General features: G+C 61.6%; 20 protein-coding genes. 5 read left to right on the top strand and 15 right to left on the bottom strand.

The annotated features are described in order from the left end of the window. Positions 1 to 111: 111 nt before the first annotated feature. Positions 112 to 612 carry a thiol peroxidase gene (tpx, locus tag ABTV87_RS13780; protein ID WP_007955056.1) on the bottom strand — a complete coding sequence of 167 codons (501 nt, stop codon included), beginning with the start codon at positions 610 to 612 and terminating at the stop codon, positions 112 to 114. 270 nt (positions 613 to 882) lie between these two features. On the opposite strand from tpx, the gene ABTV87_RS13775 reads away from it, so the two are divergent. From ABTV87_RS13775 to ABTV87_RS13765, 3 genes are all read left to right on the top strand, one after another. After that, positions 883 to 1,308 (top strand): YciI family protein, encoded by a 426-nt coding sequence (locus ABTV87_RS13775; RefSeq protein WP_129974200.1) that lies wholly within the window; start codon positions 883 to 885, stop codon positions 1,306 to 1,308. A gap of 149 nt (positions 1,309 to 1,457) precedes the next feature. Continuing rightward, on the top strand, positions 1,458 to 3,104 hold the full coding sequence (locus tag ABTV87_RS13770; RefSeq protein ID WP_433899768.1) for a J domain-containing protein: 1,647 nt from the start codon (positions 1,458 to 1,460) through the stop codon (positions 3,102 to 3,104). Beyond that, the gene (locus ABTV87_RS13765; protein ID WP_433899767.1) at positions 3,101 to 4,096 is read left to right on the top strand and encodes a DUF3829 domain-containing protein; all 996 of its coding nucleotides are present in this window, start codon (positions 3,101 to 3,103) and stop codon (positions 4,094 to 4,096) included. The genes ABTV87_RS13770 and ABTV87_RS13765 overlap by 4 nt, the downstream gene beginning before the upstream one ends. 49 nt (positions 4,097 to 4,145) lie before the next feature. On the opposite strand, the gene ABTV87_RS13760 is transcribed toward ABTV87_RS13765, so the two are convergent. From ABTV87_RS13760 to ABTV87_RS13745, 4 genes are all read right to left on the bottom strand, one after another. Then, positions 4,146 to 4,817, bottom strand: a complete 672-nt coding sequence (locus ABTV87_RS13760; RefSeq protein WP_064596259.1) for a DUF3313 domain-containing protein — start codon at positions 4,815 to 4,817, stop codon at positions 4,146 to 4,148. A 156-nt stretch (positions 4,818 to 4,973) separates the two neighbouring features. Then, complete coding sequence (locus ABTV87_RS13755) at positions 4,974 to 5,948, bottom strand: hypothetical protein (protein WP_064381826.1); 975 nt, start codon at positions 5,946 to 5,948, stop codon at positions 4,974 to 4,976. Between the two features lie 129 nt (positions 5,949 to 6,077). Beyond that, positions 6,078 to 6,557 (bottom strand): DUF934 domain-containing protein, encoded by a 480-nt coding sequence (locus ABTV87_RS13750; protein WP_433899766.1) that lies wholly within the window; start codon positions 6,555 to 6,557, stop codon positions 6,078 to 6,080. Beyond that, on the bottom strand, positions 6,554 to 8,227 hold the full coding sequence (locus tag ABTV87_RS13745) for a nitrite/sulfite reductase (RefSeq protein WP_433899765.1): 1,674 nt from the start codon (positions 8,225 to 8,227) through the stop codon (positions 6,554 to 6,556). The genes ABTV87_RS13750 and ABTV87_RS13745 overlap by 4 nt, the downstream gene beginning before the upstream one ends. Positions 8,228 to 8,556: 329 nt before the next feature. On the opposite strand from ABTV87_RS13745, the gene ccoN reads away from it, so the two are divergent. Then, positions 8,557 to 9,984 (top strand): cytochrome-c oxidase, cbb3-type subunit I, encoded by a 1,428-nt coding sequence (gene ccoN / locus ABTV87_RS13740; RefSeq protein ID WP_433899764.1) that lies wholly within the window; start codon positions 8,557 to 8,559, stop codon positions 9,982 to 9,984. Positions 9,985 to 9,999: 15 nt separating this feature from the next. Next, the gene (locus ABTV87_RS13735) at positions 10,000 to 10,221 is read left to right on the top strand and encodes a cbb3-type cytochrome c oxidase subunit 3 (RefSeq protein WP_433899763.1); all 222 of its coding nucleotides are present in this window, start codon (positions 10,000 to 10,002) and stop codon (positions 10,219 to 10,221) included. Between the two features lie 85 nt (positions 10,222 to 10,306). Here ABTV87_RS13735 and ABTV87_RS13730 read toward each other — a convergent pair whose 3' ends face one another. From ABTV87_RS13730 to ABTV87_RS13685, 10 genes are all read right to left on the bottom strand, one after another. Then, a complete protein-coding gene (locus ABTV87_RS13730) occupies positions 10,307 to 10,798 on the bottom strand; it encodes a hypothetical protein (protein ID WP_433899762.1) in 492 nt (163 codons plus the stop codon). Positions 10,799 to 10,913: 115 nt separating this feature from the next. Then, the gene (locus ABTV87_RS13725; protein WP_433899761.1) at positions 10,914 to 11,423 is read right to left on the bottom strand and encodes a GNAT family N-acetyltransferase; all 510 of its coding nucleotides are present in this window, start codon (positions 11,421 to 11,423) and stop codon (positions 10,914 to 10,916) included. 247 nt (positions 11,424 to 11,670) lie between these two features. Then, positions 11,671 to 12,648: a LysR family transcriptional regulator gene (locus ABTV87_RS13720; RefSeq protein WP_433899760.1), complete on the bottom strand. Its 978-nt coding sequence runs from the start codon at positions 12,646 to 12,648 to the stop codon at positions 11,671 to 11,673. A 39-nt stretch (positions 12,649 to 12,687) separates the two neighbouring features. After that, positions 12,688 to 13,635, bottom strand: a complete 948-nt coding sequence (locus ABTV87_RS13715; RefSeq protein ID WP_433899759.1) for a peptidylprolyl isomerase — start codon at positions 13,633 to 13,635, stop codon at positions 12,688 to 12,690. Next, positions 13,632 to 14,099 carry a YbjN domain-containing protein gene (locus ABTV87_RS13710; protein ID WP_007955105.1) on the bottom strand — a complete coding sequence of 156 codons (468 nt, stop codon included), beginning with the start codon at positions 14,097 to 14,099 and terminating at the stop codon, positions 13,632 to 13,634. Before ABTV87_RS13710 ends, ABTV87_RS13715 begins: the two co-directional genes overlap by 4 nt. A gap of 29 nt (positions 14,100 to 14,128) precedes the next feature. Further along, positions 14,129 to 14,758 carry a DNA repair protein gene (locus tag ABTV87_RS13705; protein WP_433899758.1) on the bottom strand — a complete coding sequence of 210 codons (630 nt, stop codon included), beginning with the start codon at positions 14,756 to 14,758 and terminating at the stop codon, positions 14,129 to 14,131. Positions 14,759 to 14,774: 16 nt separating this feature from the next. Further along, positions 14,775 to 16,472: a putative porin gene (locus ABTV87_RS13700; RefSeq protein WP_433899757.1), complete on the bottom strand. Its 1,698-nt coding sequence runs from the start codon at positions 16,470 to 16,472 to the stop codon at positions 14,775 to 14,777. A 39-nt stretch (positions 16,473 to 16,511) separates the two neighbouring features. Then, positions 16,512 to 17,216 carry an energy transducer TonB family protein gene (locus tag ABTV87_RS13695; protein ID WP_433899756.1) on the bottom strand — a complete coding sequence of 235 codons (705 nt, stop codon included), beginning with the start codon at positions 17,214 to 17,216 and terminating at the stop codon, positions 16,512 to 16,514. 3 nt (positions 17,217 to 17,219) lie between these two features. Beyond that, on the bottom strand, positions 17,220 to 17,645 hold the full coding sequence (locus ABTV87_RS13690) for an ExbD/TolR family protein (RefSeq protein ID WP_007955109.1): 426 nt from the start codon (positions 17,643 to 17,645) through the stop codon (positions 17,220 to 17,222). A gap of 11 nt (positions 17,646 to 17,656) precedes the next feature. Beyond that, a complete protein-coding gene (locus ABTV87_RS13685) occupies positions 17,657 to 19,456 on the bottom strand; it encodes a DUF2341 domain-containing protein (RefSeq protein WP_433899755.1) in 1,800 nt (599 codons plus the stop codon). Between the last annotated feature and the right edge of the window lie 11 nt (positions 19,457 to 19,467).

Below are 19,467 nucleotides of genomic sequence, written 5' to 3'. Positions count from 1 at the left end.
GCTTTACCGGCAATTTACCTTCCACTTACGTTTTAAGGTGTGAGGCAAAACACTGATACACAAATGAAAACGGCCTGGACAGAGCCAGGCCGTTAACAATTGTAAAAGCGCTTACTTGAGAACGGACAGCGCCGCTTCGTAGTTAGGCTCTTCGGCAATTTCCTTGACCAGTTCGCTGTGCAGGACGTTGTCGTTTTCGTCCAGTACAACCACCGCACGGGCGGTCAGGCCTTTCAGCGGGCCGTCAGCGATGGCCACACCGTAGTTCTCGATGAACTCGGCGCCGCGCAGGGTCGACAGGTTTTGTACGTTTTCCAGGCCTTCGGCGCCGCAGAAGCGTGCCTGGGCGAACGGCAGGTCAGCCGAGATGCACAGCACAACAGTGTTGCTGATGTCGTTGGCCTGAGCGTTGAACTTGCGCACGGAGGTGGCGCAGGTCGGGGTGTCGACGCTTGGGAAGATGTTCAGCACTTTGCGCTTGCCGGCGAAGTCTTTCAGGGTGACGTCGGACAGATTGCCGGCTACCAGGGAAAAGGCTGGCGCCTTGGAACCGGCTTGTGGCAGTTGGCCGTTGACTTGAACCGGGTTGCCTTTGAGCGTGACTTGAGCCATGAACGGAGTCCTTCTTAACGTTGTTGGGAAAGCATGCAAGAGGCAGAAGTTAACCACGAAATTGTCCGACGACCTATGCCTGGACTGAAATTGTCATGTGCTGGCACGCAAAACTGGATACACATTCTCCAGTAGCCCCACATCCCCGCCCTCAAAGAGGATGATGCTTGTTAAAGCGCAAGTCTGCGTCTTTTCTTTAACGACCTGTCGATTCAGACCCCGGCCGTTCGACTAAGCCATGAATCCCTCACCTATCTGCGGAGAAACACCATGCGCTTCATGATCATTGTCAAAGCCAGCCACGACTCCGAAGCCGGCGTGATGCCCAGCGAGCAATTGCTGACCGACATGGGCAACTACAACGAACAACTGGCCAAGGCCGGCATCCTGGTTTCTGCCGACGGCCTGCACCCTAGCAGCAAAGGCGCCCGCGTACGTTTCAGTGGTGAAACCCGCAGCGTGATCGACGGCCCGTTTGCCGAGACCAAAGAGCTGATCGCCGGTTACTGGATCTGGGACGTGAAATCCAAAGAGGAAGCCATCGAATGGGTCAAGCGTTGCCCGAATCCCATGCCGGGCACTGAGTCGGAGATCGAGATTCGCCAGGTCTTCAGCCCGGAAGATTTCGGCGCCGAGTTCACCCCGGAACTGCGCGAGCAGGAAGAACGCATCCGCGAACAAGCCAAAAAACACTAAGGCCCCGAATCGGGAGCGTGAGCATTTTCTGCATGGCCGATGACGACTGAGCGAGACACGAGGACTTTTCGACGCGAAACAGGTAGGGTGCGCAACATCACAATGCCACCACTGGATCGCGTCGCGGTTGTTATGGAGTTGTCATCGCAATGAGTTGCTGGACCGTCCTTGGCCTGTCGGCCGACGCCGATGTGCGCACTATCAAACGCCAATATGCCGTCCTGCTCAAACAGACCCGCCCCGACGACGACCCCGAGGGCTTCCAGCGGCTGCGCGATGCCTATGAGCAGGCGCTGGCCTACAAGGAATGGCAGCAGTATCACGAGCAGAATCAGGACGAAGAGCAGGAACAGGGTATTGAAGAGTCCTGGGACCTGACCGGCCTCACCGTGGTCGAGGTCGATGCCCTGCAACTGGCGACCCGTTCGCTGGACGGGCTCAGCGTTGAAGAGCTGAATCATCGCCATGCCGTCACCCTCGAACAGGGTTGCGCGCATTTCTTCGAAGACACGGTGCTGCATCATTGCATTGAACACCCTGAGACTTCGCAGACGCTGGTGGACTGGGCCATCCCGACCTTCTTCTGGTTCAGCGCCTGGCAACGCCTGGAGCTGGACGAAATATCGATTGACCTGTTGCTGGATCAACAACGCGCGCGCATTGCGCAACCGATGCGTGATGCGCTCGAACGGGAAGACGTCGACGGATTTCTCCAGGCCTATGCCCGCTGCGCGGATTTCAACTGGTTGGCGATTCAGCAACATCAGGAATGGTTCAACCGTGCCCTGAGCCATTTGCTGCTGGATGCCCCGGTCTGGTTTCCCGAGATTTTCGAACGGGTGCGCACCGGTCAGGGCTGGCACGGCTGCACCGGAAATCCCTGCCCTGACGGCGAATGGCAACGCCTGCTGGCTCGCCAGAATGCGCCGCTTTTCCTGGCTCACCAGCAACAGCTCGCCCTGGAACCGCCGGTCACCCCCGAACACCGCGCCGCCCGCCTGCTGCTGGGCACCGGCTCGTTCAGCGCCCGCCGCGCACTGGCCCGACGCCTGAGCGAAGACGACTGGGCGCAGTGTCGCAAGTTGAGTTCCGAGCTGTACGCCAATCACCCCAAGGTCTGCGTACAGATGCCCGGCGGCACGGCGTTTTTCTGGCGTGACTGGGAGCTGAGCTTCAATGACTGGCCGACCTACGTGGGCGTGGTATTGGCCTGCCTGATCGGCGCGTTCACCCATTACATTCCGCTGGGCGTGCGGCTCAGCGGGTTGATCAACATCGTCATGATTTCGACTGTGGTGTTCGGCGTGATCGTGGCCGGGCTCAATTGGCTGGTGCACAACCTCGCCCATCGCGTATGGCGGCTGGATGACCGGCTCAGCGCTGCTCTTTGCCCCGGAGTTTTCAAAGACTCGCCGCCGTTCGGCGTGCTGCGTGACCTGGTGCCCGGCGCGTTGATGGTGGCCGGGCTCGGCTGGTTTTTCGGCCCGATTGCCGGCGGGGTGTACGCCGCGACCCTGACGACCTTCGGACTGGTTCGCCGCTGGCAGTCCAGGCCACGGGTATCCTGGGAAGAGAGCCGAACAGCCGTGAAAGTCGGCGTGACGATCCTCGGCATTGTGGTGCTGGCCCTCGTGCTCGGCGTATTCAAAGTGGTCGCCAGCCAAGGCACGGTCAATCGCAATCAGGGTCTGCAACCCTGGACCGAACGCCTGTGCAGCCGCTTGCCGGCCACCACCGCCGAATGCAGCGCACCGGCCACCGTTGAACAGTGGTACGGCAAGGAGGCGCGCCCATGACCACGAGAGTGATGTTTTGCGTCGGTATTTTCCTCGCACTGGTGGTGATGGCTCTGACGAGTGCGACCCGCCCTTTCCTGCAACTCGATCTCTGGCTGGACGGGCGCGATGCACCGGTCACCGCCCAGGCTAATGCGCTGAGCCCGGTGATCGCCTGCGTCAACCGGATCGACGTGCAATGGCGAGCGGCCTATGACCGCTACAGGAATCCTCAACCGCCCTTGCCTCGCGACCAGCGCTGGTTGAAGAGCCTCAAGGATTTCGACGACAGTGACGCGTTCAATGTGCGAGACATTCAGCGCGATGTCTGCGGTCAGGGCCTCACGGAAAAACTCGATCTTCTAGCTTGGCAGCCTGAACTGGTGCGACAGGCGAACGAATACGTCCGGGCGCTGAATCACGTCACGACCACCATTGCACCCACGCGGTTTTACCGAGAAGCGAGCTTCACTTCGGGGTCGCAACAGCCCTCCCCTGGAGAACTGGCTGCGATCGAGCGCGTTTCACAGGAGTACATCGGCGCCTCGACGGCTCTGCGGCAAAGCCTGCTGCCCCTCGACGCCGCGCAACGTCCTGAACAGCTCAAGCTGATCGAGGCGCGTCTGGGCAGGGACATTCATTGGGACTTGCTGGCGTACATGATTCAGGCGCGGGAGACTGTCGACGTGCTCGACGAAGCGATGAAAAACCGCACTCTGACCCCAAAATTGCTGGCCGACACCACCGCGAAGCTGCAACATGCGTGGAACCGTCGCGAACCCTGGCTCGCACCGCGCACGGGTGGATTCCAGAACAAGACCGATGCCGCACGGGATCTGTGGCTGCGCATCGGCGAGCCGGGGCAAGACTATCTCGAAGCGTTGAACACGCTGCACACCGACTGGCAGAACCACTCAGAGCCCCAGCGTTTGAGCGAGGACTACTACGCCGTGACCCGCCGTTACGACGGCTTGCTCAGCCATTACAACCGACTGGCGCGCGCCAGCTTCTGACGCAATGCACACGCCGGATCGCCCTCAGGGACGACCCGGCGTGCCGGTCTTACTTGGCCTTGAGCTTGAGGTAGGACTGATGCAGATCCGCCGCCCAGCCATCGATCACGCTTTTCACGTCATCGGCCTTCATCACCTGCGAATCGTTTTCCAGCGGTTTGCCGGTGCCCTTGCGCACCACCTGCGCCGCCACCTTGTTGGTGCCGCCATCGAGGAACACCGCTTCGGTCGCCAGGGTGGTTTCCTGATCGCGAATACCACTGGCCGTGCTGACCGCTGCGGCTACCAACGCCACCGGAATCACCTCATACGCGTGCAAGCCTTCGGTCTTGCTGCTGACGGCGGTGATGGCCGCGCGTACCACGATCACACCCGGCCCTGGGCCTGAGGCCAGCGGCAGGGATTTGCCCAGCTCACGCTTGAGCGCCTGATCATAGTAGCTGGTGATGCCGTTGAGGGTTTGCTGCGGAATCTTCACGGTGGGTTGCGGTTTGGGATAAAGCTGGGTCGGTTCGACGTAGAAGCTGGTGAATTTGCCGATGTCGACTTTCGGGTCGATCCAGCGCATCACTTCGGCCCCCGACGGGGATTTGGCCTCCCTCAGTTGGCTGTAGTCCTTGAGGAAGCCTGAGTACTCGTCGGGTGCGACGGTTTTGCTGGAGCAACCCACCACGCCCAGCGTGGCAATGCACAGGGTGCTCATCATTACGGCTAGCTTCATGCTGTAACTCCTGTCGGAAGGCCGAATTTATTGCGTCGGGGGAGTTACAGGTATAGCTAAATTCGCGCCGTTTGCGATCAGAAACCCCAACATTGCGCAACGTCGGGTCCGGACCTTTGAAAGGTCCGGACCATCACAGGTGCTCAAGGCTTTCTTCTACCAGCTCGAAGTCTCCCCACTCCTCAACGCCATCTCCCGCCGGCTGTTCGCCCGCATCGCCTTGATCAGCGACACCGTCCCCACCAGCAAAATCGCCGCACCGAACAGAAAATCAATGTTGTACAGCTGGAAATCCTGCACCGGCCCCACCAGCACCGTGCGTACCACGCCAATCCCCACCAGCGTGGCAAGGAAGTCGATCCCCGGCTCATCGCGGTAGAACACCAGCAACAACGGCAGGCACAGCACCAGCAGCATCAACAGCACCACAACCTTGAACGAGCCTTTGCGCTCGACGCTGAACGCGCATTCGTGGGGGCCGTAGGCCTTGTAATCCTCGTCGCGGATCATCGAGTTTTTCTCGTTGATGTAGTCGGCGCGGTTGTATTTCTGGATCGGCGTGAAGGTGTTGGACATCTCCATCAGCGTGGTGATGTTCTTGAAACGCAGGTCGATGCGCTCGCTGCCCTTGAGGTAATACAGCACCGGTTTGTAGCCGTAGCGATAGGTGTCGAAGGGAAATTCGGTGACCCGGCCCTGGACGCTGATCGGCCGCGATTCGAGTTCGGCGAAGGCGCTTTTGTCGGTCGAGGCGAGGTTGCGGCTCAGGGGCAGGACTTTCACCTGTTCGAGGAAGATCGGCGTGACGCCAAACGACCACTGCAACGGTTCCAGGCGCAGACGCAGTTCGTTGCGGCCCAGGTCATAGCGGTTGAAAGTGCGCTCGGAGACCACCACCGCGCCGCTGAGCATGAACTCGCCGCGCAGGTTGTTGGTGATGCGCAGGGTCAGCTGATCCTTGCCCAGCAGCGCCGCTTCGGTGTTCGGCGGCGTGCCGCACCAGGCGGTGCTTTCGCCGACACCGCCGAGCTGACCGCCACGGTTTTCGTTGAACACATAGATGTAACCGGCCCACAGCGTCACCATCAGCAGCAACGCGGTGATGCCCAGAATTTTTTTGCCCGGACTCACTGATCAGACTCCCTTCTTCGTTCCGTCGTCCAGCCGAAAACCCGCTGGCGACGGGGACTCTACCAAAAGGCCACCATCGACCCAAGGAAAAATCCCCGATTCATCAGGGTTCTAAGGGTTTCCCCTGCATCACCTGCGCCGGAACAACGGTCGCGGCTCGATCACCGAGCGCCCGTACAACACGCTCATCCCGGCCAGTCCCTTGAGCGCATCCTCGGCGGATTTGTCTTCACGCACGGCGAAGCTGTCGAAACCGCACTGGCGCATGTGGCTGAGCTGGTCGCGCAGCACATCGCCGACGGCGCGCAACTCGCCTTTCCAGCCGAAACGGCTGCGCAGCAGATAGGCCTGGCTGTAGGCGCGGCCGTCGCGAAAGCTCGGGAAGTCGAGGGCGATCAGCGGCAGCGAGGTCAGCCATGGCAACAGGCTTTCGACGCCGTCGTCAGGGCCGAGCCAGACCGCATGGGTCGAGGGTGATTCGAGCCAGTGGGCCAGCGGCAGAATCAACATCCCGGCGCTGAACTCTGTTTCTGGTGAGCGAATCAGCGTCCACGGATCATCCAGCACGATCCGCGCCCCGCTCGCCTCCATGCGCAAAAGATTTTTCATGCCGGCACCTCCAGCGCCTTCGGATAGACCCGCTCCTTGAACGGCTCGAGTCCGATGCGCGCCACGGTATCGACGAACAGCTCTTCAGCTTCGCGATAACGCACGAAGGTGCCGATGATCCGCTCGATCACCTGCGGCACTTCGGCGGCGCTGAACGACGGGCCGATGACTTTGCCCAGTGCGCTGTTCTTGCCCTGCGCGCCGCCGAGGGTGATCTGGTACCACTCGCTGCCGTTTTTATCGACGCCGAGAATCCCGATGTTGCCGATGTGGTGATGGCCGCAGGCGTTCATGCAGCCGGAGATGTTCAGGCTGATGTCGCCCAGATCATGCAGGTAATCGAGGTTGTCGAAACGCGCCTGAATCGCCTGGGCAATCGGGATCGACTTGGCATTGGCCAGCGCACAGAAGTCGCCGCCGGGGCAGGCAATGATGTCGGTCAGCAGCCCCACGTTGGCGGCGCCCAGCCCCTGCTCTTTCGCCAGTTGCCACAGCGCGAACAGCTCGGACTTGGGCACGTCCGGCAGGACGATGTTCTGCTCGTGGGCGATGCGGATTTCGCCGAAACCGAAGCGCTCGGACCAGTCAGCCACGGCCTGCATCTGCGCATCGGTGACGTCCCCCGGCGGCGAGGCCAGACCCGGTTTGGTCGACAGCACCACGCTGGTGTAGCCCGGCACCTTGTGCGGTTGTACGTTGCGCGCGACCCAACGGGCGAACGCCGGGTTGTCGGCCAGGTGCGTGCCGAAATCCAGATCGGTACCCGCCAGCGTGCGATAGCTCGGCGGCACAAAGGCACTGGCGACCCGCTGGAATTCATCTTCGGTCAGTTGCGCCGGGCCGTCCTTGAGGTGTTGCCATTCTTCTTCGACCTCTTTGGCGAACGCCTCGATGCCCAGCGCCTTGACCAGAATCTTGATCCGCGCCTTGTACTTGTTGTCGCGCCGGCCGTGACGGTTGTAGACCCGCAACACCGCCTCGACGTAGGACAGCAAGTGCTGCCACGGTAGATCGTCGCGAATCTGCAGACCGAGAATCGGCGTGCGTCCCAGACCGCCGCCGACGATCACTCGCAGCAGCATCTGGCCGTCACGGCCGGGGTAAAGGTAGAGGCCGATGTCGTGCATCATGATTGCCGCGCGATCCTGCTTCGCCGAGCAGATGGCGATCTTGAACTTGCGCGGAAGGAAAAGGAACTCCGGGTTGATCGTCGACCATTGCCGCAGGATCTCGGCCAGCGGGCGCGGGTCGATCAGCTCGTCCGCCGCGACCCCGGCGAAGGCTTCGGTGGTGATGTTGCGCACGCAGTTGCCCGAGGTCTGGATCGCATGCATGTTGACCTGCGCCAGACGTTCGAGAATGTCCGGCACCTCGTGCAGCTCGATCCAGTTGAACTGCATGTTCTGCCGGGTGGTGAAGTGGCCGTAGCCACGGTCGTAATCCCGGGCGATGCTCGCCAGGGTGCGCATCTGTTCGGCACTCAGCGTGCCGTAAGGAATGGCCACCCGCAGCATGTAGGCGTGCTTTTGCATGTACAGGCCGTTTTGCAGGCGCAGCGGCAGGAACTCTTCTTCGCTCAACTCCCCGGCCATGAAGCGCTCGACCTGATCGCGAAACTGCGCAACGCGCTCGAACACCAGCGCCCGGTCGTAATCATCGTACTGATACATCGGCCTACTACCTCATCAGGGATTACATGAATTCCTGTGGGAACGGGCGAACCCGAGATAGCGCCAGTTCGTGCCTGGCGCTATCTCGGGTTCGCCCGTTCCCACAGTATTTTCCCTGACTATGGACGAACGGCGCAGTGCACAACAGATTCACCTGATCGCATAAAAACCGTATCAGGGCGCGGCAGATGGCCGCAGGCAGCGCTTTGATCTGATCCGCATAAATGAACATTTCCTGAGCCTGTTTTGTTTCCGGTGGGGTTTCTACAGTGCAGCTCGTGCCAGACCGGGTGGCCTGGCAAGACTTTGCAACCGTGGATGAACTGACCATGAGCACAGCAACAATCGGACAGGCTTATAACTACAAGGTCGTCCGCCAATTCGTCATCGCGACTGTTTTCTGGGGTGTCGTGGGCATGGCGATGGGGGTATGGATCGCCTCGCAACTGGTATGGCCGGACATGAATCTGGACTTGCCGTGGACCACCTTCGGCCGCTTGCGACCGTTGCACACCAGCCTGGTGATTTTCGGTTTCGCCGGCAGCGCGCAATTCGCCGCCAGTTACTACGCGGTGCAGCGCACCTGCCAGGTGCGGCTGTACTCGGACAAACTCGCCGCGTTCACCTTCTGGGGCTGGCAATCGGTGATCGTGATCATGCTGGTCACCCTGCCGATGGGCTACACCACCACCAAGGAATACGCCGAGATCGAATTCTCCGGCGCGGTGTGGATGGCCGTGGTCTGGGTCGCGTACGCCGTGGTGTTTTTCACCACCGTGGTGCAGCGCAAGACCAAGCACATCTACGTCGGCAACTGGTTCTTCGGTGCATTCATTCTGGTGATCGCCATGCTGCACGTGGTCAATCACCTGTCGATCCCGGTGGACTGGTTCAAGTCCTATCCGGTGTATTCCGGCGCCACCGACGCCATGGTGCAGTGGTGGTACGGGCACAACGCGGTGGGTTTCTTCCTGACCACCGGGTTCCTCGGGATGATGTATTACTTCGTGCCCAAGCAAGTGAATCGGCCGGTGTATTCGTACCGGTTGTCGATCGTGCATTTCTGGGCGCTGATCACCCTGTACATCTGGGCCGGCCCGCACCATTTGCACTACACCGCGCTGCCGGACTGGGCGCAGTCGCTGGGCATGGCGATGTCGCTGATCCTGTTGGCGCCGAGCTGGGGCGGCATGATCAACGGGATGATGACCCTCTCCGGCGCGTGGCATAAATTGCGCACCGACCCGATCCTGCGTTTCCTCGTTCTATCGCTGGCGTTCTACGGCATGTCGACCTTCGAAGGCCCGATGATGGCGATCAAGACCGTCAATGCCCTCTCCCACTACACCGACTGGACGATCGGCCACGTACACGCCGGCGCCCTCGGCTGGGTGGCGATGATCACCTTCGGCGCGACCTACCACATGGTGCCCAAGGTCTTCGGCCGCGAACGGATGCACAGCACACCGCTGATCAACCTGCACTTCTGGCTGGCGACCATCGGCACGGTGTTGTACATCGCTTCGATGTGGGTCAACGGGATTACTCAGGGCCTGATGTGGCGGGCGATCAACGAGGACGGCACGCTGACTTATTCGTTCGTCGAGGCGCTGCAGGCCAGCCATCCGGGGTTTGTCGTGCGGTTTGCCGGCGGGGTGTTCTTCCTGACGGGCATGTTGCTGATGGCCTATAACGTGTGGCGCACGGTGCGGGTTGCCGACGTTGCACTCGCCCACCGTGAAGCGCAGATCGCCTGAGGCAGGGAGCCGGTCATGTTCGATGTTTTTTTGAATGTGTTGGGTGTGGTGTTTCTGTGGCTGGCGGTGGAGTACTGCTTGCGGCATGAGACGAGCGAGAGCCTGGATGAGGCTAGTCTGACGCCGTTTGCGGATGATCCGGAGGTGGCTCGGCGGGTCGAAATGGCCACCGGTAAGACCGTGAAAGCGGTGGCGCCGGAGGTGGCGAAGCCGGGGTGGGTCAACCTCGAAATGTGAGCTACTTCCGTTGATGTTGATCGTTCCCACGTCGAGGCGTCGAACCGTCCGCGTGGGAACGATCAGCTAGGGTTGGCTTTTGATCTTAAGTACGGTCGCGTGGGATGAGGCTCTGCAGTTGCTGCGCGAGGAAATTCGCATCGAAGGCAAAGGTATCCGGATCCTTCAACCCATTGGTCTTACGCCACTGCCAATCACCATTGGGCAACCGCACCAACGAAACACTTCCGTACCGTGCCGCCGTCAACCCCATCACCGCCAGCGAAATCTGTCCGCCACTGCCCATCACATCCGGAACGAACTCCACCGGTTTGCCGGCAATCACGATGCTCAGTTTTTCAGTCTTGAAGGTCGAGGTCTCAACCGGTGTGCTCGGCCCGAACGCGACATAATCCTCCCGGCTGACCTCCAGCAACCCCGGCGCCTGCACCGGCTCCAGCCATTGCTGAATCTGCCCGAACAACTCGGTAATCCGTGTAGCCCAGGTCGCCGATTGCGTCTCGAACAATTGCTTCTTGTGCGCTTCGCTATCGGCATAGTAGCGAAGCATTTCGCCCAGTTGCTGTACGTCGTCCATTGCGGTGTTCCTTCAAGGAGCGGTGCTGCGGACGTCGAGCATGGCAGATGCCGATGACGACCGTGCAAGTCATTTGCCTGCACGGTCGCCTCGTCGGCCACTGACGGACAGAAGGTCAGCGTTTGCGCAGGCGCGCCATGCTCAGGGTGTCGACCCATTGCCCGTCACGCACGGCGTAATCGCGAAACAGGCCCTCGGTTTCGAAGCCGAACTTGCGGTAGAGCCCGATGGCCGCCTCGTTGTCGGCGTACACCGAAAGCTCGACCCGGTGCAGGTTCATCCAGTTGTCGGCGATGTCCAGCGCCGCTGCCAACAGCTTCGAACCGATGCCCTTGCCCTGCCACGCCACTGCTACGGCCATGCCGACACTGCCGGCGTGACTGCGGCGAATCCGCGAAAACTGTTCCAGCCCCAGATTGCCGATCACCACCCCCTGATGCAGCGCCACCAGTTGCACCACCCGCTCGTTGTCCGGCGCCAGGCGTTTGCGCCAGACCTCGGTGGTCTGAAACGGCATTTGCAACACCTGCCGGGTCACGGCCGGGTCGTTATAGAGCGCGGTGATGCCCTCGACGTGGGATTCGTTGTAGCGTTCGAGGTGAATGGCGGGGTTGTGCTCAGGCATGAAAGATCCCTCCTGGATCAGTGCGTGGCCGGTCACTGTAAACCGCTTCTTCACGGATTCGCCATGACTGTTTAAAGCCTATACATCCCCTTAGCCTGATTGGCTGATTGTTCCCACGCTCTGCGTGGGAATGCAGCCCGGGACGCTCCGCGTCCCTTTCGGAGCTGGAACGCGGAGCGTCCCTCGAGGCATTCCCACGCGGACGGTTCGACGCCTCGACGTGGGAACGATCTAAAAACCTACGTGGTTACTCAAACCACTCCTGTCGCTCATTGAACGTGCGCTGAATCAACTCCACCAAGGTCTGCACCTCCCCGACCGCCTGCGATTCACTGTTCACCGCCAACCACGCCTGCAACCGCATCGCCTCGTCAAACAACCCCGGCAACGCCACCAATCCGCGATCAAACCGGCTCATGTACATCGGCAGCAAGCCAATGCACGCGCTGCAACGAATCATCTCCAGCATCAGCTCATAGGACTGCATCTGCACCACCCCGGCCAACCGCTGTTCGACCAGTTCATTCCACGGCCGGAAGCTGTCGATCTGCCGATCATGCTGCCATTGCACCAACATGAAATCGGCGAGGTCGTCCGGGCTTTCCGGGCGTGCAGTGACGCGGGAGTAGCGTTTGGCAATGTGCGGCTGGTATTCCAGTTGCGCGAGGCGTTGCGGTTCGCTGGTGGCGAAGGTCGGGCCCGGATGCGGGGTATCGCCGTGGGCGAGCCACAGCACGATGTCGGCACTGACCGCACGCAGGGCCAGTTCGCTGTCGAGGGCGATGATCTCGAGGCGCACGCTGGCGTTGCGGCGCAGCAGTGCGATGAGGTCGCGGCCAAGGATGTCATGCAGGATCGATTCGGCGACGGCCAGCCTTATCAGCGGTTGCTCGATCACCGGAAGTTTGCGTTCGTGAGCCAGGGCGATCAGTTGCGCCTGCAATTGCTGGCCTTCGCGGGTCAGGCTGAGGGCGCTGCCCTGAAAGCTGAACAGCGCGCATTGCAGTTGTTGTTCGAGTTGCGCCAGTTGTTTGCGCAGCAGGGTCGAGCGCACGTTGAGGCTGCGGGCGGCCTGCATGAAGCAGCCGCAACGGGCGCTGACCAGAAAGTATTGGGCGACGTCGCCGTCGAGGGTCGCGGCTTGCGCCAGCCAGGGTTCGTCCTTGTCCCGGGGCCAGCGGAAATCGGCGCTGCTCTGTCGTGCTGCGGGTTCGGTGAATGACATCGATGACTCCCTGTCGATCTTTGTTTTGGTGTGCAGCGCTTAGGGTTTGGTCTCCAGCACCTTGTTGAGCTCGGCCCCGTCGATGCTCAGCGTCGCGGTATTGAGCATGCCGTCCAGATAGGCCTGGGCGATCTGCTCCTGACGCTGTGCCCACAAGGCCTGGGTCAGTTGATCGCGCAACTCGTCGAGGGTCGCGGTGCGGGCTGGTTGTTGTTCGGTGAGTTTGATCACGTGGAAGCCGGCGCTGCTTTGAACAGGATCAGAAACCGCGCCAACCTTGAGCCGTGCCACGGCGCCACGTACTTCCGGCACCAGTTGCTGCAACGGTTGCAGACCGGTATCGCCGCCACGTTCAGCGGTGAGGCGATCCTGGGAAAACTCCTTGGCCAGCGCTGCAAAGTCCGCCGGGCTTGCCTGAGCTTTCTTGCTCAACTCCGCCGCCTGCTTGCGCACAGCCTCAAGATTCTGCGGCTCATTCACCCCGAGGAAAATCTGGCTGACCCGATACAGCGCCGGCGTCTGCCAGTTGGCCTTGCCCGCGTCATACGCCTGCTGCAATTCGGCAGCGCTCGGATAATCCGCCGGCACCTGGCTCACCGACTGCAAATAGTCGCGAAACACGATCTGTTCGGTGGCGGCGCGGGTCTGCCGTACCACGTCTGGGCGCTGCGCCCAGCCTTGAGCATCGGCCTGTTCCAGCACGGCTTTTTCGGCCAGGCGTGAACGAATCCAGCGCTCCAGCGCCTCACGATTGCCACGCAGTTGCTCGCGGGTCTGTGACGGTACGGCGGCCAGCAGCGCCTGCAATTCCTCCGGCGAAACCTGTTGATTACCCAACCGCGCCACCGCAGGCTCATTATTCGCCGCGATCACCGGCGCCGGTTGCTGGGCGGCGACCGGGTCAGTACCCGGCCGCACCACCAGCGCCACGGCCACCACCAACAGCGCCACCGTAGCGGCGCTGATTACCATGGCAGGTTTTGTCACAGCGCGACTTCCTCTTGCTCAACCTTTGGAGCCTGGGCGGCAGCAGCGTTCTGGGTGAAGTCACGCAGATAAACGATGAACTCCTGCAACAGGCGATCCCACAATTCCAGGTTGCCGCGCAGGTAATCGCTGCTGACGCCAGCGGCCACCACCACGTCCATTTCCATCACCAGAAACTCGCCCTGCAACGACAACCGGGCAAACCGGCGGGTCGCGTTCCACTGCTCGGCCACACCGGCCGGCAATTCACCTTGCACACGCAAGGCACAACTGAAAGTGAAGTCGACATAGCTGCCCTGCTCCGCCACCGCCGGGTTGCCGAAACGCACGGCATATCCGATGCCCTGACTGGCGCTGAGCAACTGGACGATGCCGTTCTGTTCGGTCTGGTTGACGCGGTAACCGGCGGCTTGCAGTACGTCGGTCAGGGATTGCGGGGATACGTGGGAGATCAATTGAGTCATTACTTCTTCCTTGTCCATGAGTCTTTTAATCAGTGCGCGATCGCAGCTTGCGGCGCATCGAATTGAGTCTTGTACAGTTCATCGCCAAAGCCCTGAGCCAGTTCATCGAACTTGACCCGGGCGCTGCCGGCGAAGGGCTGGCGGATCTTCATCACCTCGGCCACATCGATGTTTTCGTAGGCGGTGAGAATCTGCTTGGCCACGCCGTACATCTGCTGATTCTTGACCGAACATTGCTGCACTTGTGTGTCACGTTCAGTCAATTGCGCTTGAAGCTTAGACCGTTCTGCCTCTTTGGCACGGGCCATGACCAACAGCTCGTCATAGGCTTTCTTGAACTTGCCGGTCTGCTCGTTACTCGCCGCCACCTGTGCCTGAGCCTGGCTGTGCAGGCTTTGCTGCTGCCCGGCCAGTTGCTCGGCGAGGTCTTTGGCCTTGGCCAGTTCGGCGGTCAATTGCTTGATTTGCGCCTGCGCAGCCTTGGCTTCGTTCTGCGCCGCCAGTTGCGCGGCGCTGGCCTGGGCCTGCTGGCTTTGCAGGGTTTGCAGCTGCTGGGTGGTGCTGCGCAACTGGGTGCGCAGGCGTTCTTCCATGCCTTCGGCGCTCGCCCCGGTGGCGATCAACATCCCGAGCCCAAGCCATAAAAAGCGGATTTTCATAACCCTCTCCCGGCGCTTAGAAGCGCGTGTTGATCTCAAGCTGCATGACGTCGATGTCGAACGGCGCGCCATACACCGCCTCCGAACTCAACCAGCGGCCGGTGGCGTAGACGTTCTTCGCCAGACCGTAATTGCCGCCCAGGAAGTAGCCCTTGGCGTTGGTGCCGCCGAGGTGGAACGACGAGTCGTTGAAGCCGTCCGGCAAGGCATCCGGCTGGATGTACTTGTAGCCGGCGAACAGGTTCCAGTCGCCCTGCTTCTTCAGCTCCAGCGCGTTGCCGAGGGTGAACTGGACCATCCACGCATTGGCGCCGCTTTCGATGTTGCCGTTGCTGTCGAGGTTGTTGACCAGTTGCCCCGCCGAACGCTTGCGCATGTCGCCTTCGTCGTAGCCGAGGTTGTGGATGTAGTTGCCCTGGCTGCGCAGTTTGAAGTCTTCCGGCAGGTCGGCGTCCCACACCACGTTGAGGTCCAGCAGGTTGAACTCGGACGCCAGGCCAACGAATTGCGGTTGCGGCGTGGTGGTCGGGTTGAGCGGGTTCGGCGTGATGTCACGCAGCAGGAACACGCTGTTGCCCTTCTGCATGAATGCCGCGCGGGTGCCGTCGCTGTCGCAGCCGGGCGCGCCGGCCCACGGTTCGCAGGGGCTGGAGCGCTGGCCTTCGATGTCGTCGAAGCGGTAGTAGGCCAGCGCGCCTTTCAAGCGGTTGTTGCTGTTGATCGCCCATTTGGCGCCGATCTGCGCGCCGTACAGCCATTTGTTGTCGCTTTCTTCCTTGTCGAAGCCGTTGCTGGTGGTGGTGTCGTTGGTGTAGTCCACCGGGAACGCGCCGACGGTGCCGAACACGCCCCAGTCGCGGCTGAGCTTGTGGTCGAAAATCGCCGCCACGCCGTCGAAGTTCAGGTCGTTGGAATACAGCATGTCGGTGGACATGAACGGGTTGGCGAAGCGGCCACCGGTCAGGGTCAGCTCATCCGACGGTTTCCAGGTCAGGTAACCCTGATCGAGCCAGATGTCCTTTTTCGAGAAGCCGCCGCCGAGGTTCTGGGTGGTCGACACCGGGTTGTTGTCCGAGCCGGTGCCGATGCGGATGCCGGCGGTCCATTCCGGCGAGATCACTGCTTTCATGCCCAGCCGGGCGCGCAGGCGGAATAGGTTTTCGCGGTCTTCGCGGGTGTTGAGCAACGGCGGCAACGCGGTGCTGCTGTTGGGGTTCACGTCGTACGGGCCGTTGTTGTTGAGCTTGGCGAAGTCGACGATTTCGTTGCTGTTGCTGCCCGAGTAGTAGCGCGATTCGTCACGCAGACGAATGTCGCCGTCGAAGCTGATGCGCGAAGCCCAGTCCGGAAAGGTGTTGGGCGCGGCCCAGTTTTCCTGCTTGGCGGTGGCCATGACTTCGGCCTTGACCTGATCGCGGATCTGGTCGCGCACCGCAGCCGGCACGTATTGCACCCGCACATCGCCCGGTGCGGCGACCGGCCCGGATGCCACAGCGGTAGACGCTGCTGCCTGTTTGGCCTGGGCCGCTTCGTTCTGGGCTTGGGCGATCAGGGCGTCGGCCTTGTCCTGTTTCAGAATGCCCTGCTCGACCAGCAAGCGGATCAGATTGATCGTGGCGTTCTCCGAGGGCGCAGGCGCTGCCGCGGCCTGACCGACCAGGGTCGCGATGACCATGCCGACCGCCAGGGACAATCGATTCACGTTGGAAATCATCTGCACACAACTCCTTTTCATACAGCTTTATGAATTCGGTTAACCCGGACGCCGCCCTTGCAGGGACATGCGCACAGGCAAGGTGATGGAGGCCGGTGGCCGCTCGCTCAAAGCAGGCGCATTGCGCAATGCGGCGAGCACTTGCGTATCGATCTCGGGGTTGCCGCTGGACTTGATCAGCTCGACCCGGGTGATCTCGCCGACGCTGCTCAGCCACACATCGGCCTGCAGCGAAAACGCGAGGTTGCGCAGGTCGGGGTTCTCGCGCAGCAGCTTCTGGAAAGTGAACGCGAGGAACTGGCTGTAGGTGCCGTTGCCCAGTCGCCCACCGCCGGAACCGGCCATGCCTCCGCCCTTGCCCGCGCCGATGTTGAAGGCGTCGCTGCCGCTCTGGGCGTCACCGTCGATTTGCATCGGGTTGGCCAGATCGTCTGCCGGCGATGGCGGTGCTTCTTCTTCGGGCTTGACCTCTTGCGGCTCGGGCGTTGGCTCGGGCTCGACGACTTTTTCCTCGACCGGGGTTTCCGGCTCCGGCGGTTTTTCCGGCGGCGGAGGTGGCGGTGGCGGCAACGGAATGATCGTCGGCACCTTCGGTGCTTCCCGGCGGATGCCGCTCATGTCGTTGGCCCACTGCCACAACAGGAATGCCGCGACGGCGCCCAGCAGCAGCCCGGCGCCCCACTTCACGTAACGCAGTGGCGACTTCTTCACCGGCAAAGGCTCGATTGGCAGTTGTGCAGTCATCACTCAGCCCTGCGTCGGTTTGCCGGTAACGAGACCGACCTGGGACAGTTCGAGCCGGCGCAGCAGATCCAGCACTTCGATGACCTTCTGGTACTGCACCGTGGCGTCGCCGCGCACGATCACCGGGAAGTCCGGGTTCTGGGCCTTCTCGATGCGCAGGCGTTCTTCCAGCTCCGGCAGGGTCACCGGGTAGGCGTCGAGGAACACTTGGCCGCCGTCGTTGACCGAAATCGCCTTGGTCTTGGCCTCGGACAGCGACACGGCGGCGCTGGCCTTGGGCAGGTTGATCTGGATCCCGGAGACCTGCGCGGTGGCGGTGAGGATGAACATCACCAGCACCACCATCAGCACGTCCACCAGTGGCGTGATGTTGATGCTGTCCACCGCTGCATCTTCGTCATCGTCGTGGGAGGCATTTACGGACGCCATGTCTGTGCTCCTCAGGCCGGTACGGAGTGGTTGGCGTGATGACCGCGCTGATGCGCCGCTTCACTGGACTGACCTTCGCCGTGCATCTCCGCCAGACGGGTGATGAACTCGTCGACGAACACGCGCATGTCGGCGCTGACTTCCTTGTTGCGGGTGATCAGGCGGTTGTAGCCAAACAGCGCCGGGATCGCGACGAACAGGCCCATGGCGGTAGCGAGCAAGGCGGCCGCCATGCCCGGCGCGATGGCGTTGATGTTGACGTCGCCGGCCATGGCCGTGCCGAGGAACACCACCATGATCCCCAGCACGGTGCCGAGCAGGCCGATGTACGGGCCGCCGGCGATGGCGTTGGACAGGGTCGAGAGTTTCGAACTCAGCTGCTGGTTTTCCCGGGTGCGCACACCGTCCATCGAGCAACGGATGGCTTCGATGGTTGCGGCGGAAACGGATGAGGTATCGGCGCCCTGCTCGCGGCGGGTGCGGATTTCTTTCACCGCGACCAGGTACAGGCGCCACAGCGACGAGTGCTGTAGACGCTGGGCGAGTTGGGTGTCGTCGGCGAACATTTCCAGGCGGGTGCCGACCTTGGCGAACTGCACGCGGAAGTCTTCGTTGGCGGCGGTGACGCGGCTGAGGGTGCGGTTCTTGTGCAGCATGATGATCCACGACTGGAACATCATCAGCACCAGCACCGCGATGATCACCCAAGCATCCACCGGTACCGCGTTGAGCAGGAAGCCGAGGCTGCCGAAACCGAAGCCGGACTGTTCTTCATCGACGCCATAGGCGACCAGTTTCGACTCGGCGCCTTGAGAGGTGGCATCGGCCAGCAACAAGGGCGCCGGACGGGCGACTTTCGACAGGCGCAGTTCATCGATGGCGCCTACGAACGGTTGGAAAGGACCTTCGTGCAGATCGGCACCGATGGCCATGACCGAGTTGAACGCCGGCATCGCTTGAGCGAGCGCTGCACCTTCGCGACCGTTGATGTACAACGTCACTTTCGCGCCTTCAGCGGTTAGTGCGACGTGCTGCCATTGACCCGGATTCAGTGGCTGCGTAGCGACGGCACGCTGGCCGTCGATTTCCACAAACGGCACGCCCTGGTTCACACCAACCAGCAGGCTGTTGGCGCCTTCGCGGCGGGCCAGGATCAGTTGTTCGCCGTTGGCCTGATCCAGACGCAGCCAGGCACTGAAGGAGAACGCGCTGCCAGCGTTGTGTTGCAACGACGGACTGGCCGGCAGCAGCAATGGCTGGCCGCTGAACTGCAAGGCCCGCCCGACTACGCCGTCGATAGCGGCGCCGGTCGCGCTCTGCGCGGTGTTGCCGTAGGCGGTAGTGTCTTTCGCCGGGGTGCCGGTGGCGCCGTCGAAGTGATAGAGCGCGGTGTAATTCGGATCGAACGTCAGTTGGCCGTTGCCGGTGGCCGGGGCCTTCTGGTTGCCGTAGTACATCCAGATGTCCTGACGCTGACCGCCCTCGACATTCGGTACGTCGACCCAGATCAGCGCCATGCCCATCAACGCGTCGAAGCTTTCGATCTGGTGGTTGAGCACGGTCTTGTCGTCGGCGGCGACGAAGCGCAGGTCCGAGCCGTCCTCTTTCACGCCGTCAAACGTGAAGTTGCCGGTGTGCAGGCGCACCAGCAGCGCGGTGCGGCCCAGGGCCTGATTGATCGCGGCGCCTTGCGGCGTGGTGTCGACGGCGATCTGTTTGCGGTAATGCCAGTCGTCCTGCCACCAGGCCTGAGCCGTGGCCGGGAGCACGAAGCCCAGGCAGATCAACAACGAAAGGAAAAGGCGCTGCATGGAGGTGCTCC

It is taken from the genome of Pseudomonas sp. PSE1(2024), assembly GCF_050990555.1.
GTDB lineage: Bacteria > Pseudomonadota > Gammaproteobacteria > Pseudomonadales > Pseudomonadaceae > Aquipseudomonas > Aquipseudomonas aphyarum.
This window is presented reverse-complemented; position numbering and strand designations above follow the sequence as displayed.